Annotated in this window: 21 protein-coding genes and 2 tRNA genes; 13 read left to right on the top strand and 10 right to left on the bottom strand. The window is 67.9% G+C overall.

What is annotated here, in order from left to right; genetic code table 11:
- Positions 1-4 precede the first annotated feature (4 nt).
- Genes yidD through rpmH form a run of 3 tightly spaced genes read right to left on the bottom strand, consistent with a single transcriptional unit; the run spans position 5 to position 917 of the window.
- Complete coding sequence (gene yidD / locus HQQ79_RS03955) at positions 5-385, bottom strand: membrane protein insertion efficiency factor YidD (RefSeq protein ID WP_071248636.1); 381 nt, start codon at positions 383-385, stop codon at positions 5-7.
- Positions 382-732 carry a ribonuclease P protein component gene (rnpA, locus tag HQQ79_RS03950; RefSeq protein ID WP_173032562.1) on the bottom strand — a complete coding sequence of 117 codons (351 nt, stop codon included), beginning with the start codon at positions 730-732 and terminating at the stop codon, positions 382-384. Before rnpA ends, yidD begins: the two co-directional genes overlap by 4 nt.
- A gap of 47 nt (positions 733-779) precedes the next feature.
- Positions 780-917, bottom strand: coding sequence for a 50S ribosomal protein L34 (gene rpmH / locus HQQ79_RS03945; RefSeq protein ID WP_022889115.1), 138 nt, complete (start codon positions 915-917; stop codon positions 780-782).
- A 514-nt stretch (positions 918-1,431) separates the two neighbouring features.
- Here rpmH and dnaA point away from each other — a divergent pair.
- From dnaA to HQQ79_RS03895, 10 genes are all read left to right on the top strand, one after another.
- Positions 1,432-2,886 carry a chromosomal replication initiator protein DnaA gene (dnaA, locus tag HQQ79_RS03940; protein ID WP_027466915.1) on the top strand — a complete coding sequence of 485 codons (1,455 nt, stop codon included), beginning with the start codon at positions 1,432-1,434 and terminating at the stop codon, positions 2,884-2,886.
- Positions 2,887-3,293: 407 nt separating this feature from the next.
- Positions 3,294-4,439 carry a DNA polymerase III subunit beta gene (gene dnaN, locus HQQ79_RS03935; RefSeq protein ID WP_027466916.1) on the top strand — a complete coding sequence of 382 codons (1,146 nt, stop codon included), beginning with the start codon at positions 3,294-3,296 and terminating at the stop codon, positions 4,437-4,439.
- A gap of 71 nt (positions 4,440-4,510) precedes the next feature.
- Complete coding sequence (gene gnd, locus HQQ79_RS03930; RefSeq protein ID WP_173032561.1) at positions 4,511-5,398, top strand: phosphogluconate dehydrogenase (NAD(+)-dependent, decarboxylating); 888 nt, start codon at positions 4,511-4,513, stop codon at positions 5,396-5,398.
- 31 nt (positions 5,399-5,429) lie between these two features.
- On the top strand, positions 5,430-6,722 hold the full coding sequence (gene recF, locus HQQ79_RS03925) for a DNA replication/repair protein RecF (RefSeq protein WP_173032560.1): 1,293 nt from the start codon (positions 5,430-5,432) through the stop codon (positions 6,720-6,722).
- Positions 6,722-7,222 carry a DUF721 domain-containing protein gene (locus HQQ79_RS03920; protein ID WP_027466919.1) on the top strand — a complete coding sequence of 167 codons (501 nt, stop codon included), beginning with the start codon at positions 6,722-6,724 and terminating at the stop codon, positions 7,220-7,222. Before recF ends, HQQ79_RS03920 begins: the two co-directional genes overlap by 1 nt.
- 133 nt (positions 7,223-7,355) lie before the next feature.
- The gene (gene gyrB / locus HQQ79_RS03915; RefSeq protein WP_071248645.1) at positions 7,356-9,359 is read left to right on the top strand and encodes a DNA topoisomerase (ATP-hydrolyzing) subunit B; all 2,004 of its coding nucleotides are present in this window, start codon (positions 7,356-7,358) and stop codon (positions 9,357-9,359) included.
- Positions 9,360-9,473: 114 nt separating this feature from the next.
- The gene (gene gyrA, locus HQQ79_RS03910; protein ID WP_138802195.1) at positions 9,474-12,131 is read left to right on the top strand and encodes a DNA gyrase subunit A; all 2,658 of its coding nucleotides are present in this window, start codon (positions 9,474-9,476) and stop codon (positions 12,129-12,131) included.
- Entirely contained in the window at positions 12,124-12,531 is a 408-nt protein-coding gene (locus tag HQQ79_RS03905; protein WP_027466922.1) for a DUF3566 domain-containing protein, read from the top strand. The genes gyrA and HQQ79_RS03905 overlap by 8 nt, the downstream gene beginning before the upstream one ends.
- Positions 12,532-12,606: 75 nt before the next feature.
- Positions 12,607-12,683: transfer RNA gene (locus HQQ79_RS03900), tRNA-Ile, on the top strand.
- Positions 12,684-12,739: 56 nt separating this feature from the next.
- A tRNA-Ala gene (locus HQQ79_RS03895) sits at positions 12,740-12,812 on the top strand.
- Positions 12,813-13,277: 465 nt separating this feature from the next.
- Here HQQ79_RS03895 and HQQ79_RS03890 read toward each other — a convergent pair.
- Positions 13,278-13,853 carry a hypothetical protein gene (locus HQQ79_RS03890; RefSeq protein ID WP_051597033.1) on the bottom strand — a complete coding sequence of 192 codons (576 nt, stop codon included), beginning with the start codon at positions 13,851-13,853 and terminating at the stop codon, positions 13,278-13,280.
- Between the two features lie 115 nt (positions 13,854-13,968).
- Here HQQ79_RS03890 and HQQ79_RS03885 point away from each other — a divergent pair, with 115 nt between their 5' ends.
- Both HQQ79_RS03885 and HQQ79_RS03880 read left to right on the top strand, forming a co-directional pair.
- Entirely contained in the window at positions 13,969-14,508 is a 540-nt protein-coding gene (locus HQQ79_RS03885; protein WP_027466924.1) for a peptidylprolyl isomerase, read from the top strand.
- A gap of 238 nt (positions 14,509-14,746) precedes the next feature.
- Complete coding sequence (locus HQQ79_RS03880; protein ID WP_254066060.1) at positions 14,747-15,388, top strand: rhomboid family intramembrane serine protease; 642 nt, start codon at positions 14,747-14,749, stop codon at positions 15,386-15,388.
- 339 nt (positions 15,389-15,727) lie between these two features.
- Here the strand turns inward: HQQ79_RS03880 and HQQ79_RS03875 are convergent, their stop codons facing one another.
- Positions 15,728-15,982: a cell division protein CrgA gene (locus tag HQQ79_RS03875; protein WP_027466926.1), complete on the bottom strand. Its 255-nt coding sequence runs from the start codon at positions 15,980-15,982 to the stop codon at positions 15,728-15,730.
- A gap of 81 nt (positions 15,983-16,063) precedes the next feature.
- Between HQQ79_RS03875 and HQQ79_RS03870 the strand changes: the two genes are divergently transcribed.
- Positions 16,064-16,708 carry an aminodeoxychorismate/anthranilate synthase component II gene (locus tag HQQ79_RS03870; protein WP_111057335.1) on the top strand — a complete coding sequence of 215 codons (645 nt, stop codon included), beginning with the start codon at positions 16,064-16,066 and terminating at the stop codon, positions 16,706-16,708.
- An 80-nt stretch (positions 16,709-16,788) separates the two neighbouring features.
- On the opposite strand, the gene pknB is transcribed toward HQQ79_RS03870, so the two are convergent.
- From pknB to HQQ79_RS03845, 5 genes are all read right to left on the bottom strand, one after another.
- Positions 16,789-18,585, bottom strand: a complete 1,797-nt coding sequence (pknB, locus tag HQQ79_RS03865) for a Stk1 family PASTA domain-containing Ser/Thr kinase (protein ID WP_301602450.1) — start codon at positions 18,583-18,585, stop codon at positions 16,789-16,791.
- Between the two features lie 121 nt (positions 18,586-18,706).
- Positions 18,707-20,455, bottom strand: a complete 1,749-nt coding sequence (locus tag HQQ79_RS03860) for a serine/threonine-protein kinase (protein ID WP_173032558.1) — start codon at positions 20,453-20,455, stop codon at positions 18,707-18,709.
- Positions 20,452-21,906: a penicillin-binding protein 2 gene (locus tag HQQ79_RS03855; protein WP_027466930.1), complete on the bottom strand. Its 1,455-nt coding sequence runs from the start codon at positions 21,904-21,906 to the stop codon at positions 20,452-20,454. The genes HQQ79_RS03860 and HQQ79_RS03855 overlap by 4 nt, the downstream gene beginning before the upstream one ends.
- Positions 21,903-23,336 (bottom strand): FtsW/RodA/SpoVE family cell cycle protein, encoded by a 1,434-nt coding sequence (locus HQQ79_RS03850; RefSeq protein WP_027466931.1) that lies wholly within the window; start codon positions 23,334-23,336, stop codon positions 21,903-21,905. The genes HQQ79_RS03855 and HQQ79_RS03850 overlap by 4 nt, the downstream gene beginning before the upstream one ends.
- Positions 23,333-24,685: a Stp1/IreP family PP2C-type Ser/Thr phosphatase gene (locus HQQ79_RS03845; RefSeq protein WP_071248673.1), complete on the bottom strand. Its 1,353-nt coding sequence runs from the start codon at positions 24,683-24,685 to the stop codon at positions 23,333-23,335. Before HQQ79_RS03845 ends, HQQ79_RS03850 begins: the two co-directional genes overlap by 4 nt.
- Between the last annotated feature and the right edge of the window lie 5 nt (positions 24,686-24,690).

Below are 24,690 nucleotides of genomic sequence, written 5' to 3'. Positions count from 1 at the left end.
ACGGCTACGCCTTTCGAGTGCGCTGGGGGAGCAGGACCGGCCGAACCGTTCCGACCGCGGGGTGCGGCTGCTGCGGGATCGGCGCGAGGACGAACCCGAACCGGTTGACGACGAACGGGTGACGGCGTTCCTTGACGTCGTCGATGCCGCCAGCAGCCCAGGGGTTGCAACGGGCGATGCGCCAGGCGCCCATGGCGGATCCGCGCACGACGCCGTACTGCTGGATCGCCTCGAGGGCGTACCGGGAGCACGACGGGTGGTAGCGGCAGACGTTGCCGTACAGCGGGGAGATCACAGCACGGTAGGCCCGGAGCACGACGACGCACGCGTTGCGTGGGAGCAACGCGATGACCCAGGCAAGCCGGGTCCACAGAGTGCGGTTCATGCTGCCTTCTCCACCCCGCGCGCGAAGGAGCGCGTGACGTCTTCGAGCAGGGTAGGCCATCCGGCCTGCGATGCGGCTGGCAGTACACGGACCACCACGTCGAAGCCCTGAGGGCACTCGACGAGCAGGTCGTGCGCGATCGCCTTGAGCCGCCGCCTGATCAGGTTCCGGGTCACGGCGTTGCCCACCGTCTTCGCGACGATGAAGCCGAACCGCGTCGGTCCGTTGCGATCCGCCGGCTGACGGACCACGGACACGACGACGTGCGCCGTGGCGCTCTTGCGACCACGACGCACGACGTTCCGGTAGTCATCCCCGCGCACGATGCGGTTGGCGTTGGCCAACACTGCGACGCCGGGGTCAGACCGAGGACCGGATCAGGCGATGAGCCTGATCAGGCCGAGAGCTCGGTACGGCCCTTGGCGCGACGCGCCGACAGGATGGCGCGGCCGGCACGCGTCCGCATGCGGAGGCGGAAGCCGTGCTTCTTGGCGCGGCGGCGGTTGTTCGGCTGGAAGGTGCGCTTGCTCATGATGTTCTCCACACGGCTGCTCGCGGCGAGCCGTCACGTATGTGTAGCCGTCCGGGTGTCGAACGACGCAGATGGGCGCGACCAAAGGGCCGCAGTCAACTGGTTAACGGTACGTGACAGCGGCGAGCAGGTCAAACCCCGCTCGGAGCGGTCGCGCCGTCGCCGCCGGGTCCGGCGCCCCTCGAGCCCATTCTCCACATTGGGGACAACTTCCGTTCGGTGGGACTCGGTCCGGTCCTTTACAGTGGTGTGATCGATCCCCCCGATGGCCGGTACGACAGGGAAGTACTCCTGTCGGACGGCTCGAGGTGGTCGTGGACAACACTGTGGACAACCCTGTGGGAACCTCCGCGGCAACGAGGCGTCGACGAAGCCCCCGGAGCCACCGACGATCCGCCGGCGACGACCTGGTCCCGAGTGCGGTCGCCGAGGACGCCACGGCATGTCCGACCCCGCAGGACGCACCCTCGTCCGGCAGCGAACGCACGACACGACCCCTGGAGACGAGCGCGACATGACGATGCCGGCCGACCCCGTCGAGGACCTCTGGTCATCCGTACTCGGACTCCTCGCCGAGGACCCCCGCATCACGCCGCAGCTCCACGGGTTCCTGAACCTCGTCGAGCCGAAGGGCGTGCTCGCCGGCACCCTGTACCTCGAGGTACCGAACGACCTGACCCGGGGCATGCTCGAACAGCGCATCCGCATACCGATCACCGAGGCGGTCGCGCGCATCGGTGACGACTCGGTCGCGAACTTCGCGATCACGGTCAACCCCGACATGGCCTCGGAGCCGCGGGTGGACCCGAACGTCCCCGAGTACGCCGAGCCCGTGCAGGAAGCCGTCGAGCAGAGTGCCGCGCCGCGCCAGTACATCGAGGCGCCGTTCGTGCCGAGCCAGATCGACTCTCCCGGCACCAGCGGGCGCCCCGAGTCGCGACTCAACCCCAAGTACAACTTCGACAACTTCGTCATCGGGTCGTCGAACCGGTTCGCCCACGCCGCAGCGGTCGCAGTCGCCGAGGCACCGGCCAAGGCCTACAACCCGCTCTTCATCTACGGGGACTCGGGGCTGGGCAAGACCCACCTGCTCCACGCCATCGGGCACTACGCCGAGAGCCTCTACCCGGGGATCCGCGTCCGGTACGTGTCGAGCGAGGAGTTCACCAACGACTTCATCAACTCGATCGCGAACAACCGCTCGAACCAGTTCCAGCAGCGGTACCGCGACATCGACATCCTGCTGATCGACGACATCCAGTTCCTGCAGGGGAAGGACTCCACGCAGGAGGCCTTCTTCCACACGTTCAACACGCTGCACGACCACAACAAGCAGGTCGTCATCACGTCCGACGTCGCGCCGAAGCACCTGACCGGGTTCGAGGACCGGATGCGATCGCGCTTCGAGTGGGGCCTGATCACCGACGTGCAGGCACCCGAGCTCGAGACGCGCATCGCGATCCTCCGCAAGAAGGCACAGTCCGACCACCTGCAGGTGCCCGACGACATCCTCGAGTTCATGGCGTCGAAGGTGTCGAGCAACATCCGCGAGCTCGAGGGCACCCTGATCCGGGTCACCGCGTTCGCGAGCCTGAACCGGACGGCCGTGGACATGGCCCTGGTGCAGACGGTCCTCAAGGACCTGATCACCCTCGACGAGGACAACGTCGTCGCGCCGACGGACATCATCAACCACACCGCTGAGTACTTCAAACTCTCCGTCGACGACCTGTACGGGTCGTCCCGCTCCCAGGCGATCGCCACGGCACGACAGATCGCGATGTACCTGTGCCGCGAGCTGACGAGCCTGTCCCTGCCCAAGATCGGGCAGCTGTTCGGCAACCGCGACCACACCACCGTGATGTACGCGAACAAGAAGATCACCGAGCTGATGAAGGAGCGTCGGTCGATCTACAACCAGGTCACCGAGCTCACCAGCCGCATCAAGCAGGACCGCCGCTACCGCTGAGATCGGCCCGTTCCCGGCCCCATCCACCATCTGAGACGGTTCCATGGGCCGGAGTTCTCACAGTGTGGATAGCCTGTGGATAACTGTGGAGGACACGCCGCCCGGTTGTACACAGGTGGGGGGTCACCTGTGGAGACTGGGGATGGAAGTGGATAGATGAGATTCATTCATCCCGTTAACGCTCACACACCGCTCACAAGTCACAAGCGTGTAGTTCCCTACTGCGGAGCGGGATGCACAGGGTTATCCACAGTGTGCACAGGCGTTAACACCATTACTCCTGGTTAACGATCAATCTCTGCGGGACAACCTTGTGGACGGCGGGATGACAAGAAATCCGGCCCCCGTCCGCCTGTGCCAGAATGGGGCGGCCGGACAGTCCAAGCCGATCGACAGGGGTTCCAGCTGTGAAGTTCGAGGTCAACCGGGACGTCTTCTCCGAAGCCGTCTCCTTCGCAGTGAAGCTCCTCCCGCAGCGCACGACCCTCCCGATCCTCTCGGGCGTCCTGATCCACGCCGACGGAGATCGTCTGACGCTCTCGTCGTTCGACTACGAGGTGTCGGCGCAGACGTCCATCTCGGCCCAGATCGACGAGCCGGGCACGGTCCTGGTCTCCGGTCGACTGCTGAACGACATCGCGAGCCGACTGCCGAACGCCCCGGTGTCGTTCACCACCGAGGACGCCAAGATCTCCGTCTCCTGCGGTTCGGCGCACTTCACGCTGCTGTCCATGCCGGTCGAGGAGTACCCGACGCTGCCGGAGATCGGGCCTCAGACCGGTGTGATCCCCGGCGACGCGTTCTCCGAAGCGGTGTCCCAGGTCGCCGTCGCCGCAAGCCGCGACGACGTCACCCCCGTCATCACGGGCGTGCAGCTCGAGGTCGGCGACAACGACCTCTCCCTCATCGCCACGGACCGCTACCGCGTCGCCGTCCGCACCATCGCGTGGGACTCCGGCCGAGTCGGCTCAGACCCCCTGCACGCACTGGTCCCGGCCCGCACGCTGCAGGAGGTCGGCCGCACGTTCGGTTCGGCATCCACGGTGTCGGTGTCGATCAGCGGCAACTCCGACCGCGAGCTCATCGCGTTCCACGCCGACGACAAGACCGTGACGTCGTTGCTCATCAAGGGCAACTACCCGCCGGTCCGCCGGCTCTTCCCGGAGACCGTCAACGACCACGCGGTGATCAACACCGCGGAGCTCGTCGAAGCGGTCCGACGGGTCTCCCTCGTCCTGGAGCGCGAAGCGGCGCTCCGGTTCTCCTTCACGGTCGACGGGCTCACGCTCGAGGCGATCGGATCCGAACAAGCGCAGGCGTCAGAGTCGATCAGTGCGTTGTTGACCGGCGAGGAAACGGTGGTCTCGTTGAAGCCCGCCTTCCTCCTGGACGGACTGAACGCGGTGCACTCCGAGTTCGTCCGCATCTCCTTCACCAAGACGGAGAACCCCAACAAGCCGGGCCCGGTGCTGATCACCGGCCAGACTTCGCAAGAGGCCGCAGCGACCGATGGATACCGGTACCTGCTGCAGCCGAACCTGCTGCTGCGATAGGCGCAACAGGCAACCTGCGCTGGCGCACACCACCGGCAGCATCAGCGCGACGACGAACAGAAGAGGAAATCATGCACATCGGTCTTGTCGGCCTTGGTCGCATGGGCAACAACATGCGTGCCCGTCTCCGCAACGCAGGTATCGAGGTCACCGGGTACGACGCCAACCCCGCCGTCTCGGACGTCGCCGACCTCGGCGCCCTCGCCGCTGCCCTCCCGGAGGGCAAGCGTCTCGTGTGGGTCATGGTCCCGCACGGCAAGATCACCGACGACGTGATCACCGACCTGGCCGGCGTCCTCGGCGAGGGCGACCTGGTCATCGACGGTGGCAACTCGAAGTGGCTGGACGACACCACGCACGCCGAGCAGCTCGGTGCGCACGGCATCCGCTACATGGACGTCGGCGTCTCCGGTGGCGTCTGGGGCAAGGACAACGGCTACGGCCTCATGGTGGGCGGTGACGCCGCGGACGTCGAGTTCGCGATGCCCGTGTTCGACGCCCTGCGCCCCGAGGGTCCCCGCGAAGAAGGCTTCTCGCACGCCGGCCCGATCGGCGCCGGCCACTACGCGAAGATGGTCCACAACGGCATCGAGTACGCGATCATGCAGGCGTACGGCGAGGGCTACGAGCTCCTCGAGGCCAAGGACCTGATCACCGACGTCCCCGCCGTGTTCGCCGGCTGGCAGCGCGGAACGGTCGTCCGTTCCTGGCTGCTCGACCTGATGGTGCTCGCGCTGAACGAGGACCCGAAGCTCGACGAGCTCGAGGGCTACGTCGAGGACTCGGGCGAGGGCCGCTGGACGCTGGAAGAGGGCATCGAGCTCGCCGTGCCGATGCCGGCGCTCTCGGCGTCGATCTTCGCGCGCTTCGTCTCGCGTCAGGGCAGCGCCTCGCCGACGATGAAGGCCGTCGCGGCGCTCCGCAACCAGTTCGGCGGTCACGCCGTCAAGAAGTCCTAGGACTTCCCGGGGGAACCCGGACTCGGCCCGCGTGCACGTCGACCATCTCCAACTGACCGACTTCCGGAACTACCGGGAGGCGGACGTCGACCTCGCACGCGGGCCGAACCTGTTCGTCGGGCGCAACGGACAGGGCAAGACCAACCTGGTCGAGGCGATCGGGTACCTCTCCACGCTCGGCTCGCACCGCGTCCCCACCGACGCGGCCCTCGTCCGTCAGGGATGCGACGCCGCGATCGTCCGGGCACGGCTCGCCCACGAGGAACGCAGCATCCTCGCCGAGGTGCAGATCAACCGCACCGGCGCGAACCGTGCGCAGGTGAACCGCTCCGCGATCAAACCGCGCGAGCTGCCGCGCTACTGCACGAGCGTGCTCTTCGCGCCGGAGGACCTGGCGCTCGTCCGAGGCGAGCCGGCCGGTCGGCGCCGGATGCTCGACGAGCTGCTCGGCCAGATCGCGCCGCGGATGCAGGGCGTGCTCGCCGACTACGACCGCACGCTCCGCCAGCGGAACACCCTGCTCAAGTCAGCCCGTGCCACCGGCGCGAAGACGAACGCCCTGTCGACGCTCGACGTCTGGGACGACCGGCTCGTCGGACTCGGCGCCGAGATCGTCGCGGCACGTGACCACCTGACCCGGCGGCTCGCACCCTTCGTGGCCGAGGCCTACGCGACCGTCGCTGGCGAGCACCACGACGCCTCGATCACCGGTGTCCTGTCGATCCGTGGTGGCGACCCCGAGTCGGCGGCGGCCACCGATCCCGTCCTCGGGACCCCCGACGAGCCCGTCACGGTCGCGTCGGCGGCCGAGGCCTTCGCAGCCGCGCTCGAGCGACGTCGCCGGGACGAACTCGATCGCGGGCTCACCCTCGTGGGACCGCACCGGGACGACGTTCTCTTCCAGCTCAACGGGTTACCGGCCCGGGGGTACGCCAGTCACGGCGAATCGTGGTCCTTCGCGCTGGCCATCCAGCTCGCGAGCGCCTCGATCCTGCGTGCGGAGTCGAACCTCGGCGACCCGATCATCATCCTCGACGACGTCTTCGCCGAGCTCGACGAATCGCGTCGGGAGCGACTGGCGAACGCCGTCGCCGACTACGAGCAGGTGCTCATCACGGCCGCGGTGTTCGGCGACGTGCCCCCGAAGCTGGCGGCGCACACCGTGCGGATCGAGGCGGGCACGATCGTGACCGACGAGGCGGACGCGACCCGGGCCTCCAGTCCGGCGACGGACCGGACGGACGCCACCGACCCGACGGACGCCACCGGCACAACGGACCCGACCGGCACCCCCGACCCGACCCCCGCCGGAGCCGACGCCTGATGCCGAAGCCCCGCAAGCCCACCGAGCCCTCGCAGGTGTACCGGCACCTGCGCGCGGTGTTCGGCGACCCGTCCAAGCGCGGCACCGATGCCCGCCGCCGCCGTGCCCGCGAGTTCGACGCCGACACCGTGCCGTACGGGCGCGGCCGCGAGCCGAAGGGCCTCGCAGACATCGTCGGTTCGCTCGCCCAGGAGCTCGGCTGGACGGAACCCCTCGCCCGTTCCGAGCTCTTCGTGGACTGGCCGAGCGTGGTCGGCGAGGAGCTGGCGAAGCACTCCCGGCCGGTCACGATCGAGGACGGTGCACTGGTCATCCGGTGCGACTCGACGGCCTGGGCGACCCAGCTCCGACTCATGCGTGCGACGGTCACGACGACCATCGCGGAACGGCACCCGGAAGCCGGGGTCGAGTCGATCAGGGTTTCCGGCCCGGACGCCCCCACGTGGAAACGCGGCCCCAGGACGGTCCAGGGGCGCGGTCCTCGCGACACCTACGGTTGAGGCGACGAAATCATCCTGGAGTGCCAGAAAAGCCCGTCTGAGGGGCAGATGAGCCCTCGAAAGAGGGGGCTCTGCGGTAGACTGGGAGGTGCAGTGCGCGGGCGTTCCGCGCGCAGGCAGGAGCACGCTCGACATGGCAGCAGAATCTGAAGACGACCGGCAGAACCCGCTCGGCGCGGAGACCCCGCAGAGCGAACCGTCCTACGGCGCAGACCAGATTCAGGTGCTCGAGGGGCTCGAGGCCGTCCGCAAGCGCCCCGGTATGTACATCGGTTCGACGGGCCCCCGCGGTCTGCACCACCTGGTCCAGGAGATCGTCGACAACTCCGTCGACGAAGCCCTCGCCGGGTACTGCGACACCATCGACGTGAGCATCCGTGAAGACGGTGGCGTCCGCGTCGTCGACAACGGCCGTGGCATCCCGGTCGACGTCCACGCGGCCGAAGGGGTCTCGACCCTGCAGGTCGTCCTCACCGTCCTGCACGCCGGCGGCAAGTTCGGCGGTGGCGGCTACGCCGTCTCCGGTGGTCTGCACGGCGTCGGTTCGTCCGTCGTGAACGCGCTGAGCTCCGAGCTCGACGTCGAGGTCCGTCGGCAGGGCCACGTCTGGCGCCAGAGCTACACCGACGGTGTCCCCGTCGCGCCCGTCTCCCAGGACGAAGCGACGGACGAGACCGGCACGACGATCACGTTCTGGCCGAACGCCGAGATCTTCGAGTCCGTCGTCTTCGACTACGAGACCCTGCGCACCCGGTTCCAGCAGATGGCCTTCCTGAACAAGGGCCTGCGGATCAACCTGCGCGACGAGCGCACCCCGGAAGAAGGGGAAGAGGCGCGCAACGACACGTTCATGTACGAGCGCGGTCTCGCCGACTACGTCGAGTACATCAACGCGCAGAAGAAGGCCGACCTCGTCCACCCGGACGTCATCGGCTTCGAGTCCGAGGACCCGGAGCGCAAGATCGCGCTCGAGGTCGCGATGCAGTGGAACACCTCGTACCAGGAGAGCGTCCACACCTTCGCGAACACGATCAACACGCACGAGGGCGGCACCCACGAAGAGGGCTTCCGCGCCGCGCTCACGACCCTCGTCAACCGCTACGCGCGCGAGACGAAGATCATCAAGGAGAAGGACGACAACCTCACGGGTGACGACATCCGCGAGGGGCTGACGGCCGTCATCTCCGTGAAGCTCGGCGAGCCGCAGTTCGAGGGACAGACGAAGACCAAGCTCGGCAACACCGAGGCGAAGTCGTTCGTGCAGCGCGTCGTCGGCACCGAGCTGACCCACTGGTTCGAGAGCAACCCGACGCAGGCGCGCGACGTCGTCCGCAAGGCGATCCAGGCGTCGCAGGCACGTCTGGCCGCCCGCAAGGCGCGCGAGACCACCCGCCGCAAGGGGCTGCTCGAGTCGGGCGGCATGCCCGGCAAGCTGAAGGACTGCCAGTCGAAGGACCCGACGGTGTCGGAGATCTTCATGGTCGAGGGTGACTCCGCCGGTGGTTCCGCCGTGCAGGGCCGCAACCCGATGACCCAGGCGATCCTGCCCCTGCGCGGCAAGATCCTGAACGTCGAGAAGGCCCGGCTCGACCGCGCCCTCGCCAACCAGGAGATCCAGTCGATGATCACGGCGTTCGGTGCCGGCATCGGTGAGGACTTCGACCCGGACAAGGCCCGGTACCACAAGATCGTGCTGATGGCCGATGCCGACGTCGACGGCCAGCACATCACCACGCTGCTGCTCACGCTGCTGTTCCGCTACATGCGTCCGCTCATCGAGCACGGCTACGTGTACCTCGCGCAGCCGCCGCTGTACCGCCTGAAGTGGTCGAACTCGGCACACGAGTACGTCTTCAGCGACCGGGAGCGCGACGCCCTGATGCAGGCGGGCCTCGCAGCCGGCAAGCGCATCCCGAAGGACAACGGGATCCAGCGCTACAAGGGCCTCGGCGAGATGGACTACAAGGAGCTCTGGGACACCACGATGAACCCGGACACCCGCACGCTCCTGCAGGTCACGCTGGAGGACGCGGCTGCGGTGGACAGCGTCTTCTCGACGCTGATGGGTGAAGACGTCGACGCACGTCGCCAGTTCATCCAGCAGAACGCCAAGGACGTCCGCTTCCTCGACATCTAACGGCCAGGAGGCGCGGCGTGAGCCGCGTCGACCAGTCCTGACCACCTGTGGTCGCGCCCGGCGCGACCAACGGAACCACAGCCTCCAGGCTGTCCAGAAAGGGAACGAAGCCACATGGCTGACGACAACGAGAACGGCGCCGACGAGCTGCCCGAGATCGTCCACGGCGACAGCGGGGACATCGTCGTCTCCGGTGACCGCATCTCGCAGGTCGACCTGCAGCTCGAGATGCAGCGCTCGTACCTCGACTACGCGATGTCGGTCATCGTCGGTCGTGCCCTGCCGGAGGTCCGCGACGGCCTCAAGCCGGTGCACCGCCGTGTGATCTACGCGATGTTCGACGGCGGCTACCGCCCGGACCGTGCGTTCTCGAAGTGCTCCCGCGTCGTCGGTGACGTCATGGGCCAGTTCCACCCGCACGGTGACTCGGCGATCTACGACGCCCTCGTCCGCCTGGTGCAGCCGTGGTCGCTCCGGTACCCGCTCGCGCTCGGCCAGGGGAACTTCGGTTCGCCGGGCAACGACGGCGCCGCCGCCCCGCGGTACACCGAGACGAAGATGGCGCCCCTCGCGCTCGAGATGGTCCGCGACATCGACGAGGACACCGTCGACTTCCAGGACAACTACGACGGCCGCACCCAGGAGCCGGCGATCCTGCCGGCCCGGTTCCCGAACCTGCTCGTCAACGGCTCGGTCGGCATCGCGGTCGGCATGGCCACGAACATCCCTCCGCACAACCTGCGCGAGGTCGCCGAGGGTGCCAAGTGGGCGCTCGACAACCCCGACGCCACCCGCGAAGAGCTGCTCGCCGCGCTCATGCAGCGCATCAAGGGCCCGGACTTCCCGACCGGTGCGCAGGTGCTCGGCACCAAGGGCATCCAGGACGCCTACCGCACCGGCCGTGGCTCGATCACGATGCGTGCCGTCGTCTCGGTGGAGGAGATCCAGGGTCGCACCTGCCTCGTCGTCACCGAGCTGCCGTACCAGGTCAACCCGGACAACCTGGCGATCAAGATCGCCGAGCTCGTCAAGGACGGCAAGCTCGCCGGTGTCGCCGACATCCGTGACGAGACCTCCGGCCGCACCGGGCAGCGCCTGGTGATCGTGCTGAAGCGCGACGCCGTCGCCAAGGTCGTGCTGAACAACCTGTACAAGCACACCCAGCTGCAGGAGAACTTCGGCGCGAACATGCTCGCGATCGTCGACGGGGTGCCCCGCACCCTGCCGCTCGACGGCTTCATCTCGGCGTGGGTCGCGCACCAGGTCGACGTCATCGTCCGCCGGACGCAGTTCCGTCTGCGCGAGGCCGAGAAGCGCGCCCACATCCTGCGCGGCTACCTGGCCGCGCTCGACGCCCTCGACGAGGTCATCGCGCTCATCCGTCGCTCGCCCGACGTCGAAGAGGCGCGCACCGGCCTGATGGACCTGCTGTCCGTCGACGAGATCCAGGCGCGCGCGATCCTCGAGCTGCAGCTCCGTCGTCTCGCCGCCCTCGAGCGTCAGAAGATCCACGACGAGGCCGAAGAGCTCGAGCGCAAGATCGCCGACTTCCAGGACATCCTCGGGTCGGAGAGCCGTCAGCGCTCGATCATCCGCGACGAGCTGAGCGAGATCGTCGACCGCTTCGGCGACGACCGCCGGACCGAGATCATGTTCGGCTACGACGGCGACATGTCGATGGAAGACCTGATCCCCGAAGAGGAGATGGTCGTCACCATCACCCGCGGTGGCTACGTCAAGCGCACGCGCAGCGACCAGTACCGCTCGCAGCACCGCGGTGGCCGAGGTGTCCGTGGCGCCCAGCTCCGCGCCGACGACATCGTCGAGCACTTCTTCGTCACGACGACGCACCACTGGCTCCTGTTCCTCACCGACCAGGGCCGGGTCTACCGCGCGAAGGCGTACGAGCTGCAGGAAGCCGGCCGCGACGCGAAGGGCCAGCACGTCGCGAACCTGCTCGCGATGCAGCCCGACGAGCAGATCCAGCAGGTGCTGGACATCCGCGACTACGAGGTTGCGCAGTACCTGGTCCTCGCGACCGAGCACGGCCTGGTGAAGAAGACCGCGCTCACCGAGTACGACACGAACCGCACTGGCGGCATCATCGCGATCAACCTGCGCGACGGCGACAAGCTCCGCCAGGCGCTGCTCGTCGACGAGCACGACGACCTGCTCCTGGTGTCCCGCCAGGGCATGTCGCTCCGGTTCACGGCGACGAACGACACCCTGCGTCCGATGGGTCGCTCGACCTCGGGCGTGAAGGGCATGTCCTTCCGCGACGGCGACTCCCTGCTCGCAGCCCGGGTCGTGTCCGACGACGGCTTCGTCTGGGTGATGACCGAGGGCGGCTACGCCAAGCGCACCGCGGTCGACCAGTACCGCGTGCAGGGCCGTGGTGGTCTGGGCATCAAGGTGGCCAAGTTGGCGGTCGACCGCGGCGACCTTGTGGGCGCTCTCATCGTCGGCGAGGACGACGAGGTGCTCGTCGTGCTGCAATCGGGCAAGGTGGTAAGGTCTGCCGTGGCCGAGGTCCCTGCCAAGGGCCGTGACACGATGGGCGTCGTCTTCGCGAGGTTTGCGGAGAACGACCGGATCATCGCGGTGGCCCGGAACACCGAGCGGAACCTGGACGACCAGGACGACGCCGAGATCGAGCCCGCGGGCCCGGTGGAGACGGTCAGCCCTGCCGAAGCGGCCCCGGATTCCACTGATCCCATCGACACCGAGCCCGTCGCAGACGAGGCCGGAGAGGACCAGTCAAGCAATGAGTAGTGTCGCCGAGAAGCTCCAGAAGAAGGCGAAGCGACCCGTCGGCACCCGCCAGGTGCGGTTGCGGCTGGTCTACGTCGACTTCTGGTCGATGGTGAAGCTGAGCTTCCTCATCGCCCTGGCCGGCAGCATCGTGATCGTGGTCGCCACGGCACTGGTGTGGGTCATCCTGAACCAGACGGGTGTGTTCACCCAGGTCGACGCCCTGTTGAAGGACGTCACCGGACAGAACAGTTACTCGATCATGGACCAGTTCTCGCTGGGCCAGGTCCTCGGGTTCTCCATCGTCGTGGGCATCCTCAACGTGGTCGTCGGCACCGTGCTCGGCGCCATCGTGAGCGTGCTCTACAACCTCAGTGTGCGGATCACGGGCGGTCTGCTCGTGGGCTTCACGAACAACTGACACACCCGGGTCGGATGGGCCCACTGCTCGATTTCGTTCCGGCGGGATCGTACGGTAGGCTTTCATCCGGTCTGAGGGGCTATAGCTCAGGCGGTTAGAGCGCTTCGCTGATAACGAAGAGGTCCAAGGTTCAAGTCCTTGTAGCCCCACCAGTTCTCCGGAACAGCACGACAATTCCATCCCGTCGCCGAGCACCTCGGTGGCACTCGGGGCCTTAGCTCAGTTGGTAGAGCGCCTGCTTTGCAAGCAGGATGTCGGGAGTTCGATTCTCCCAGGCTCCACTCGCATCAGCCCCTGGTTGCCGACTTCGTCGTCTGCCCAGGGGCTTCGTTCTGTGCCCGTGCGCGCCGCCGCCCCTGCGGCGCGATCGTCGCGGGGAGCCCGGTCGTCGTGCTTGTCTCCGTGCCTTCGGCGCCGCTCCGCGGTGGCTGGGTCCGCCATGCGACGGCCGGGCTCGCCATGCGCTGCCGTCTTCGTTGAGTGGTCACGACATGCCGCGTGCGCGGCGGCGTGGTGGCACGAAGTGTCGTCTGCGGGCCGAGTGGGCGACAGGTTACGACCACCCGGCGTCGCGCCCGCGCATTGCGCGATCAGTGCCGGACGGGAGGCGCGGGGCCAGGCCAGCGCGGGCCTCCAGGCCGGTGGGTGGGCGCGTTCAGGGCATGTGGTGCTGGTGTACGCATGCCAGGCCCGGGACCGACGAAGGGCCCCGGCAACAGCCGGGGCCCTTCGTACGAACCGGGAGGTCAGGCGGCGGGCTTCTCCGCCGTGTCGGCGTCGTCGGCGACCCACAGGTCGTCGTCGGCGCGGAGCGTCTGGTACGCGGCGTACGCAGCACCGGCGACGGCGACGACGCCGACGATGATGAGTGCGACTCCGCCGAAGCCGAGACCCTTCTTCTGCTGCGACGGGACGTACTTCGCAGCGGCCTTCTTCGCGCTCTTGCTCTTCTTCTGCGCGTTCTTCACGATCTTCTTGACCCGGGGGTCCTTCGCGAGATCGGTCACGCTGAGCACCGAACCAGCGGTCGAGACGAGTCCGGGGACCACCTCGGACTGGAACTTGTGCGAAGCGCTCTGCGCTGCCGAGGTGGCAGCGTGCACGCCGGTTGCGAACGCGGGACGGATCCCGTTGTCGATCGCGTTCTGCACGCGGGGTGCGATGTCCTTGCGAGCTGCGTCCGCGGCGTTCGACCGGGCCTCAGCCAGGATCGCGTTCGCGTGCTCGAGGACCTTGCGCTGCTCGCCGAGGAGCGAGGCGGTCTGGCCCTTGAGCTTCTTGATCTGCTTCCGACGCTTTCGCGGGATCTCGATCGTCGTCATCTGGTACCTCCATCGGATCGGCGTGCCCCCATCCTGCCACCACACTGCCTGACAGGTCACGGAACCGCAGCTGTGCAATCCGTCCGCGGTCAGGAGTACATGCGAGAATCGGAACATGTCTCTGCACACCGCTGTCGCAACGATCCACACCAACAAGGGCGACATCCGCGTCAACCTGTTCGGCAACCACGCACCGAAGACCGTCAAGAACTTCGTCGACCTCGCCACGGGCCAGCAGGAGTGGACCCACCCCGGCACGGGCAAGGTCTCGACCGACAAGCTCTACGACGGCGTGATCTTCCACCGCATCATCAAGGACTTCATGATCCAGGGCGGCGACCCGCTCGGCCAGGGCATCGGTGGCCCGGGTTACCGCTTCGACGACGAGATCTCCCCGGAGCTCACGTTCCAGAACCCCTACATCTTCGCCATGGCGAACGCCGGCATCCAGGGCGGCCGCGGCACCAACGGCTCGCAGTTCTTCATCACCACGGTGGCGACGCCGTGGCTGCAGGGCAAGCACACCATCTTCGGTGAGGTCGCCGACGACGAGTCCCGCGCGGTCGTCGACGCGATCGAGGGTGTTCCGACCGACGGTCGCGACAAGCCCGTCGAGGACGTCGTCATCCAGAGCATCGACGTCGAAGGCGTCTGACCCTCACGTGACCGACCAGGCGTACAACCCGAACAACACCTGCTACCGGCATCCGGACCGGCAGAGCTTCGTCCTCTGCCAGCGCTGTGGGCGGACGATCTGCCCGGAGTGCCAGACGCCGGCGGCGGTCGGGGTGCACTGCCCGGAGTGCGTTCGTGAACAGCGCGCACAGTTCGCAGCGAACCGCCGAGCGTCCGGAGCCCCGAGTGGGTTCACGGTCGCTCGGCGGCGCTTCGCCATGCTCGACCAGAAGGCCACGGTCGTCATCATCGCGATCTCGGTCGTCATCTGGCTGCTCGACCAGGTGAGCGGGCGGGCGCTCACGAGTTGGCTCGCCTTCTACACGCCGGCCATCGGCACGCAGCCGTGGCGACTCGTGACCGGGTTGTTCGTGCACTCGTCGTTCCTGCACATCGCCTTCAACATGTTCGCCGTCTTCATCTTCGGACGGATCCTCGAGAACATGCTCGGGACGTGGCGGTTCCTCGCCCTCTACTTCCTCGCGGGACTGGGCGGTGATCTCGCCGTGGCGTGGCTGACTCCCGGGACGCCGGTGGTCGGTGCCTCCGGAGCGATCTTCGGTCTGTTCGCTGCGTTCTTCATCATCCAGCGCAGCTTGGGCTACAACGCGGTCCAGCTGCTCGTGGTGATGGGCCTCAACCTCCTCATCGGGTTCCTGCCCGGGACACAGATCTCGTGGCAAGCGCACGTCGGTGGGATCGTCATCGGCTTCGTGACCGGGTACGTGTTCTCGAAGACGCGCAACGTGCGGAAGCGAGGGCTGCAAGCCGGACTCTTGATCGCCGAGGCCGTCGTGCTGATCCTGGCGATCTACGCAGCGTTCATCAGCATCGGTGGCCTCGGCGTGTGGGGCGTCTGACAGATCCCCTCGAACGCCCCGTCGCACTGCGGCGGGGCGTTCGTCGTTCCCAGGGCACCCGCTCCTGCTCATCCACAGCTCTCCACAGCGTCCCCGGGAGTTTTCCACAGGTGTGGAGAAGTCGGTGAGTTACACCAGTGTGATTATCCCCACTGTGGACTCAGCTGTGGATAACTCCGGGGTGGGGGTGTGGATGATCGTGTGGAGAGTGGGGAAAAGTGTGGAGAACGGCCGGATCATCGAGGATCTGCGTTCCTCTGGTGCTCGACCTTGTGGAGAACGACAACGCCCGCCGCACCTTGCGGTGCGACGGGCGTCGAGAGAACAGCGGGCTGGGGGTCAGCGCCACCGGGTGGTCATGAGGAAGCCGACGAACATGATGCCGAAGCCGATCACGATGTTCCACGAGCCGAGGCTCGGAACCGGCAGCGTGGCGTTCGAGATGTAGAAGACGATCACCCACACCAGACCGATGAGCATGAAGCCGAACATGACCGGCTTGAACCACACCGGGTTCGGGGCGTCCCCGGCGGTGTCGACCGAGTCAGCTCGGGTCGTCCGGGCGGGCTTGGTGCGGTCCTTGTCCTTGGCCATGGCCGGTATCCTACCGTGACCACGTGTGTGGATCGGCCCGCGGACCGCCGCACACATCCCCCACGAGTACGGTGAACCGCCATGACCAGGATCCTCGTCGTCGACAACTACGACAGCTTCGTCTACACGCTCAACGGGTACGTGCAGCAGCTCGGCGCCGAGACCGACGTCGTGCGCAACGATGCCTTCCCCGAGTCCGAGATCGCCGACCGGATCGCCGAGTACGACGGCGTGCTCCTGTCCCCGGGTCCGGGAACGCCAGCGGCTGCGGGCGTCTCGATCCCCACGGTGCACGCGGCCATCGCTGCCGAGACCCCCCTGCTGGGTGTCTGCCTGGGGCACCAGGCCATCGCTGAGGCCCTCGGTGCCACGGTGACGCACGCCGAGGAGCTCATGCACGGCAAGACCTCCGAGGTCGACCACGACGACAGCGCGCTCTTCGCCGGTGTCCCGCACCCCTTCACGGCCACGCGCTACCACTCGCTCGCCATCGTCGACGGCACCGTCCCCGACGAGCTCACCGTCACCGCGCGCACCGAGGGCGGGGTCATCATGGGCGTCCAGCACCGTGCGCACCCCGTGTTCGGCGTGCAGTTCCACCCGGAGTCGGTCCTGACCGAGGGCGGCTACCGCATGGTCGGCAACTGGCTCGAGACCACCGGCCTGACCGGAGCCGCTGCGCGCGCCGCTGACCTCGGGCCACTCATCGCCACGCACCGCGCCTGACGCACCTGTCCGCCGTACGCGGACCTGGCGATCACGCTCGGGGCTCTGCCGTCTGACCGGTCGTGGGCGCGGCGGACGGATCAGCGTCCGTCGTCACCGTCACCGCCGCGGTCGCCCTTGTCGCCGCTCGGGGTCGGGTTCTTCGCCGGCTCGTTCGGTGCCGCGCAGTAGGCCAAGGTGACGGTGCTGCCCTGGGCGATGTCGCCCTGCGGGGTGCTCTGCTGGGTGACCAGGCCGCCCGTGCACGAGTTCGACGGCGCCGGAGCGACCGTCAATCCGAGTTGCTCGAGGGACGCCTTGGCTTCGGTGTACGGCTGGTTCGTCACGTTCGGCAGCTGCACCTTGCCGTTGGAGACGGTGAGGTTCACCGCGGAGCCCTTGGTCTGGATCGAGCCTGACGCCGGGTCGGAGCTCATCACGGTGCCGGAGGGGACATCGGGCGAGTACCCGGACGTGATGGCGCCGAGCGTGAAGCCCGCACTGTCCAACGCCTGCTGTGCTGCTGCCTGTGACTGGCCGCTCAGCTCGGGGATGGCAACGGGTTCCGGACCCGAGGACACGATGACGTTCACGCTCTGGCTGCGTCCGACGTTGATCCCTGAACCAGGGTCGGTGCGGATGACCGTTCCCTTGTCGACGTCGTCGGAGTTCTCCTCGACCTGGACCGCCTTCAGGTCGCGCTTCTCCAACGCGGCGGCGGCGGCGTCGTAGGACAACCCGGCGACGTTCGGCACCGAGACCGAGGACGACACCGGCGGCTTGCCCGGCTGCAGGTTCGCCACGAAGAAGACGACCCCGACGACGACGGCGACCGTCAGCAGGACGCCGACCCAGATCCACGCGACGGGCGGGCGGTTCTGCGTGCGCTGCGGACGGTGTTCGGCGGTGTCGTCGTCGAGCTCACGGAAGGCCGACGCGGCGTTCGAGGTCATGCGCGGATCAACCCCGAACAACACCGTCGAGGCGTCGTTCGCGGCGTTCTGCTGCAACTTCTTCGTCGATGCCGGGACGTGTCCGGCTGCGGCCTGCTGCAGATCCGAGCGGAACTCGGCGGCGTTCTGGAACCGGCGGGTGCGGTCCTTGACGAGGGCGTGGAGTGTGACCGCGTCGAGCGCCGGGGAGACCGCGGGGGTGATGGTGGACGGCGCGACGGGCTGCTCGCTGACGTGCTGGTACGCGACCGCGACCGGCGTGTCACCGAGGAACGGCGCGCGACCGGTGAGGAGCTCGAAGAGCACGACGCCGGTCGAGTACAGGTCGGTCCGGGCGTCCACGGTCTCGCCGCGGGCCTGCTCCGGGGAGAAGTACGACGCGGTACCGAGGATCGACGTGGTCTGCGCGACCGTGGCCGAGGTGTCGGTGATGGCCCGCGCGATGCCGAAGTCCATGACCTTGACCTGGCCGCTGTGCGTGACCATCACGTTGGCCGGCTTGATGTCGCGGTGCACGACGCCCGCCCGGTGCGAGTACTCGAGCGCCGTGAGGATGCCCTCGGTGATGCGAACGGCCTCGTCCGGGGCGACGGCACCCTCGGCGATGATGTCGGAGAGCGGCCGCCCCTCGACGTACTCCATCACGATGAAGGGGACCTGCACCTCGGCACCCGACGGCTCGGACACCGTCTCTTCGCCGGCGTCGTAGACGCGGACGACGGTCGGGTGTGCCATGCGCGCAGCGGCCTGGGCTTCCTGGCGGAACCGCGTGCGGAAGACCGGGTCGTTCGCGAGGCTCGGCTTGAGGAGCTTCACCGCGACCTTGCGGCCGAGGCGGGTGTCGTTGCCGAGGTGCACGGTCGCCATGCCGCCTCGACCGATGACGTCACCGATCTCGTAGCGATTCGCGAGGAGCGTGATCCCCGCGGTCACACCTTCTGGCACGTACTCCTCCGTCTGTCGGTCCGGGCTAGTGTACGGCAGCCCCACCTGGTGGGAGGCTGGTCACCGCGCGCTCGACCGAACCGTTACCGAACGGTGTCGACAGTCCCCGTCCGGGGGGCGTTCAGTTCGGGTCCTGCGGACCCTGGCTGGGGTTGTTGCCCTCGGTCGGGTCGGTGGTCGGCTCGTCGGTGGCCTCCCACGTGGCGCTCGTGGTGGACGAGCTCGGCGAGGTCAGGTCGCCGCACTTCGCCGTGTACGAGAGCGAGATCGTGCCCGGTTCGGCGCCGGTGACCTCGATCGAGGTCGTGGTCACGGTGCCGGTGGACTGGTTCTTCCCGTCGGTGCCGTTGTTGATCGTGTAGTTGTACCCGCTCAACGAGTGGCCGGCCGGGCACGCCGTGAAGGCGTTCCACGAGAACGTCACCTTGCCGTCCGACGAGACCGTCCCGGCGGTCGGGGCATCGGGCGCGGTCGTGACGGTCGGCACCGCGGTGTACGCCTTGATGGTCACGAGCGTGCCGGGTTCGAGGTTGCCGGTGGGGTCGAGCGACTGCACCGTGCCGACCTGACCGGCGTTGGCAGCCGGGTCTCCGTCGACGATCGTCGCCTCGAGCCCGAGCTGCTGCAGGCGCGCCTGGGCGTCCGTCGCCTGCACGCCGGTGTAGTCCGCCAGGGACACCGTCACCCGGCTCGGTGAGGGGGTGGAGGTCGGCGTCGGCGTCGGGGTCCGGCTCGGTTTCGGGGAACTCGAGCTCTTCGTCGGAGCGGGGTCCGGATCGCCTGCACCGTTCAGGGCGACGGCTCCGATGACGGCTGCGATGGCGAGCACGACGACGACACCGACGACCCACCAGATCCAGGCGCGCTTCTTCTTCGGCTCCTCGGAATCGTCGGAGACGGGCGAGCCGGGGGTGCCCGGGCCGCCGGCCACCGCGCCGGCCTGGGTGCCGATGAGTGCGGTCGCGGCGTCGTTCCCCTGGCCCTGCGGCGGGTTGAACGCGACGGTGCCGTTCTGCGCGATCGCGGGGACGGCCACGGTGGCTGCGGCGACGTCACCACGACGCAGCGCCTGTGCTGCACGGGCGAGGTTGGCGGCCGTCGCGGGACGGTCGGCCGGCTTCTTCGCGATGCACGAGATGACCAGGGCCGATACGGGCTCCGGGATGTCCCCGGGCAGCGGCGGCGGCTGCTCGTTGATGTGTGCCATCGCGATCGCGACCTGCGACTCGCCGGTGAACGGACGACGACCCGCCAGGGCCTCGTACGCGACGATGCCGAGCGAGTAGATGTCGGTCGACGGCGAGGCGGGGTGGCCGCTCGCCTGCTCGGGCGACAGGTACTGCACCGTGCCCATCACCTGACCAGTCGCGGTGAGCGGGACCTGGTCGGCGATGCGCGCGATGCCGAAGTCGGTGATCTTGACGCGCCCGTCGGGCGTGATGAGCAGGTTGCCGGGCTTGATGTCGCGGTGCACCAGGCCGACCGCGTGCGCGGCCTGCAGGGCGTTCGCGGTCTGCGCGACGATGTCGAGAACCTTGTCGACCGGGAGCGTGTGCTCGCGCTCGATCATGGTCGACAGGGCCTCGCCGGGGACGAGCTCCATCACGAGGTAGGCGCTGCCGTCCTCCTCGCCGTAGTCGAAGACGTTGGCGATGCCCTCGTGGTTGACGAGGGCAGCGTGCCGGGCCTCGGCGCGGAAGCGCTCGAGGAAGCCGGGGTCACCGAGGTACTCGTCCTTGAGGATCTTGAGTGCGACGGTTCGGCCGATGACGAGGTCGGTCGCCTGCCACACCTCACCCATGCCGCCGATGGCGACCCGGGAGGAGAGCTGGTACCGCCCACCGAAGGTGAGTCCGCTGGTGGGTCTCATTTGTTCAGCACCGCCTCCATGACTTTCTTCGCGACCGGGGCCGCGACCGTGTTGCCTACTCCGGACTGCCCGAGCCCGCCGCCGTTGCCGACGACAACCGCCACGGCGACCTCCGGGTCCTTGGCGGGGGCGAACCCCGTGAACCAGAGCGTGTAAGGATCGCCGGTGCCACCTTCGGCCGTGCCGGTCTTGCCGGCGACGTCGACACCGTCGATCTTGGCATTGGTACCGGTCCCCGCGTTCACGACGCTCTGCATGGCCTCGGTGAGGTCAGCGGACTCGGAGGGTGACAGCGGATCACTGTACTGCTTCGGGGAGAAGGACTCGACCGTCTTCAGGTCGCTCGTGGTGATCGAGTCGATGAGCGACGGCTGCATGACCTTGCCGCCGTTCGCGATGCCGGCCGACACCATCGCCATCTGCAGCGGGGAGACCCGGACGCTGGCCTGGCCGAAGGCGCTCAGCATGAGCTGGGCCGTCGAGTCGACGTCGGGGTACTGGCTCGCGGTGGCAGCCATCGGGACCTCGATCGCGTCGCCGAAGCCGTACTTGTCGGCCATGCTCTTGATCGCGTCGTACCCGAGCTTCTGGCCGAGTTCCGCGAAGGGGATGTTGCAGGAGTACTGGATGGCCGTGCGGAGTTTGACCTTGTCGCCACCGCCGCAGGTGCCACCCTCGGCGTTGTTGATGTACGAGCTCGTCCCCGGTAGCTGCAGTCGCGACGGGTTCGGGAACGTGGAGTCGAGGTTGTACTTGCCGCCCTCGAGTGCCGCGGAGGCCACCACGAGCTTGAACACCGACCCGGGTGTGTACAGGTCACCGCCGATGGCGCGGTTCTGCAACGGGGCGGTGTCGGCGCCGAGCAGGGCGTCGTACTGCCGCTTCACCTCGGCCGTGTCGTGCGAGGTGAGCGAGTTCGGGTCGTAGCTCGGCTTCGAGACCATCGCGAGGATCTTGCCGGTCTTCGGCTGGATCGCGACGACGGCACCGCTGTTGGTGCCGAGTGCGTCGTACGCGGCCTGTTGCACGTCGGGGTCGATGGTCAGGTTGACGTTGTCGCCCTGGACGTCCTGGCCGGTGAGGATCGAGTTGAGGTTCTGGAAGAACGAGGCGTCGGAGTTGCCCGACAGCACGGTGTTCTCCGCGCTCTCGATGCCGGTGTTGCCCTGCCCGATCGTGAAGTACCCGGTCACCGCCGAGTACAGGTCGCCGTTCGTGTACTTCCGCTGGTACTGGTACTGGTCGTCCACCGGGGTCGACTCGGCGATCGGGCTGCCGTCGACGAGGATCGCGCCACGCTTGGTTGAGTAACTGTCCAAGATGGTTCGGGAGTTCCGGGAGTCGGCGCGCAACGAGTCGGCTGCGAAGAACTGGATCGACGTCGTCGACACGAAGAGTGCGACGAACATGAGCACGATGACGGTCGAGACACCGCGGAGCTGTCGGTTCATCGACGACGCTCCTTCCTGGTCCGCCCGCTCGCGGCGGGCAGCGCGCCCTGCTGGACACGCTGTTCGGCGGGGATCGAGTCGGTCAGGCGCAGCAGCATCGCGGCGATGATCCAGTTGGCGATGAGTGACGAACCACCGGCGGCCATGAACGGCGTCGTCAGGCCCGTCACCGGGATGATCCGGGTGATGCCGCCGACGACCACGAACACCTGCAGGGCGATGATGAAGCCGAAGCCGACACCGAGCAGCTTGCCGAAGTCGTCCTGCGCCATGAACCCGACGCGGATGCCACGCGATGCGAACACGATGAAGAGGGCGAGGATCGCGAAGACGCCGATCAGGCCGAGCTCCTCACCGAGCGACGCGACGATGTAGTCGGCGTTGGCGACCGGCGTGATGTACGGCCTACCCTGCCCGAGCCCGGTTCCGGTGATCCCGCCGTTCGCGAACCCGAACAGGCCCTGCACGAGCTGGTAGCTCGCCTGGGTGTCGCGGCTGAAGACCTCTTGGTTGAACGGGTCGAGCCACTGTTCGAAGCGGCCGCGCACGTACTCCAGGACGCTCTGTGCGACGAGGGCGCCGCCGATGAACAGCGTGAGACCGATCGCGACCCAGCTGATGCGTGCCGTGGCGACGTAGATCATCACGAGGAACAGGCCGAAGTACAGCAGGGCGGTGCCGAGGTCGCGCTGGAACACGAGGACGGCCATCGCGGCGCCCCACATCACCAGGATCGGACCGAGGTCACGGGCACGCGGGAACGTCATGCCGAGGAACTTCTTGCCGACGATCGACAGCGAGTCACGGGCGGTGACGAGGTACCCGGCGAAGAACAGCGCCATGGTGATCTTCGCGAGTTCACCGGGCTGGAACGAGAACGGGCCGATCTTGATCCAGACCCGCGCGCCACCGATGTTCGTGCCGATGCCCGGCAGCATCGGCAGGAGCAGCAGGACGATCGTCAGCGCCATGAAGATGTAGCGGTACCGCTGCAGGAACCGGTGGTTGCGGACGGCGACGAGCGTGATGATCGCCAGGACCATCGCGAGCATCGTCCAGACGATCTGCTTCACGCCGATGGCGTCCCAGCCGGACAGGCCGTTGTGGACGTCGATGCGGTAGATCTCGGCGATGCCGATGCCGTTCAGGACGAGCGCGATCGGCAGGATGAAGGGGTCGGCGTTCTTCGCCACGACCCGCAGCACGACGTGCATGACGAGTGCGAGCCCGAGGATGCCGCCGCCGACCCAGAGCACCGACTGGTCGAACAGCCGGCCCTTGGTGCCGAGCTGCACGAGCACCATCGCACCCGCGCAGATGCCGCACGCGATGACGAGCAGGAAGAGCTCGAGGTTCCGCGCGCGGGCGGGCTCCCGGAGCTTGATCGTGATCGCCTGGGTGAAGGACTGGGCGGCCGTGGCGTTGCTCATCGCGGGCTCCGCGTCGGGCTCGGCGACGGCGATCGGGTCGGCGAGGGCGACGGTGACGAGCTGGCGTCGCCGTCCCCACCGGTACCGGCCTGGTCCTCGCCGGTCGCGGCGGCCTTGCGCAGGCGGTCGACGATGTCACGGGCGTCGGTGAGGGACTGCGCGTTGATCGTCGAGCGGACGTTCTCGCGGGTGTAGTCCGGCAGCGACGAGACCGTGATGTCGGTGTCCTCGTACACGTCGGACAAGGCCAACGGCCCGATCGACTGCTGCACGCCCTTGTAGATCGCGACGGTGCCGCGGTCGGTGCCGACGTAGTAGTGGTCCTGCGTGATCCGCCAGCCGACGAACACCGCGCCGACGAGCACGGCGACCGCGACCACGAGCGCGACGGTCCAGGACACCCGACGGCGGATGCGGCGACGGCGGTCCTCGGCGATGAGCTCGGCGAAGAACTGGTCGGACTCGGGCTCGAAGTGCGAGTCCTCGGGCGCGGTGGTGACCTTGAGCGGGTGCAGCAGGATCGTGGGGAGGCGGATCGGCTTGCGGCCGGTCGACGCCTCGAAGGTGAGCGGTGCCGCAGCGGAGCCGACCGTGGTGGCCGCGTCGTCGTCGTCCTCGGGTTCGGTGTCCGTGACGTCCATCACCACGACGGTGACGTTGTCGGGGGCGCCGTGGTCGAGCGTCTCCTTCACCAGGCGCTGCGTGACCTGGTTGGCGTCCATGTTCGAGGCGAGGGCGTGGCGGATGCGCTCTTCGGCCAGGTACGAGGACAGGCCGTCGGAGCAGAGCAGCCAGCGGTCGCCCGGCTGGATGTCCATGATCGCCGTGTCGACCTCGGGTGCTGCGTCGACGTCACCGAGCACGCGCATCAGCACGGAGCGACGCGGGTGGACCGCGGCTTCCTCCGGCGTGATCCGGCCGCTGTCGACGAGCCGCTGGACGAAGGTGTGGTCGGACGTGATCTGCTGCAGCTCGCCGTCGCGGTGACGGTAGATGCGGGAGTCGCCGATGTGTGCGATCGCGATCTGCTCGCCGACGCGGATCATCGCGGACACCGTGGTGCCCATGCCGGTGAGCTCCTGGTGCTCGAACACGGTCTCGGTGATCAGCTGGTTCGCCGCGATGAGGGCCGACTGCAGCGCGAACTCGGCGTCGTGCGCCGACGGGAACTCGCGGTCGACCTCGCGGATGCGCCGGATCGCGATCGCCGAGGCGACGTCACCGCCGGCGTGGCCGCCCATGCCGTCCGCCACCGCGAACAGGTGCGCCCCGGCGTAGCCGGAGTCCTGGTTGTTCGCGCGGATGCGCCCCACGTGGGACACAGCGGCGCTCAGCGTGCGAGCGGTCATGCCGG

It is taken from the genome of Curtobacterium sp. VKM Ac-2852 (assembly GCF_013205045.1).
Classification (GTDB): Bacteria; Actinomycetota; Actinomycetes; order Actinomycetales; family Microbacteriaceae; genus Curtobacterium; species Curtobacterium flaccumfaciens.
Note: the sequence above shows the minus strand (reverse complement) of the source record. Positions and strands in the feature narration are given on the sequence as shown.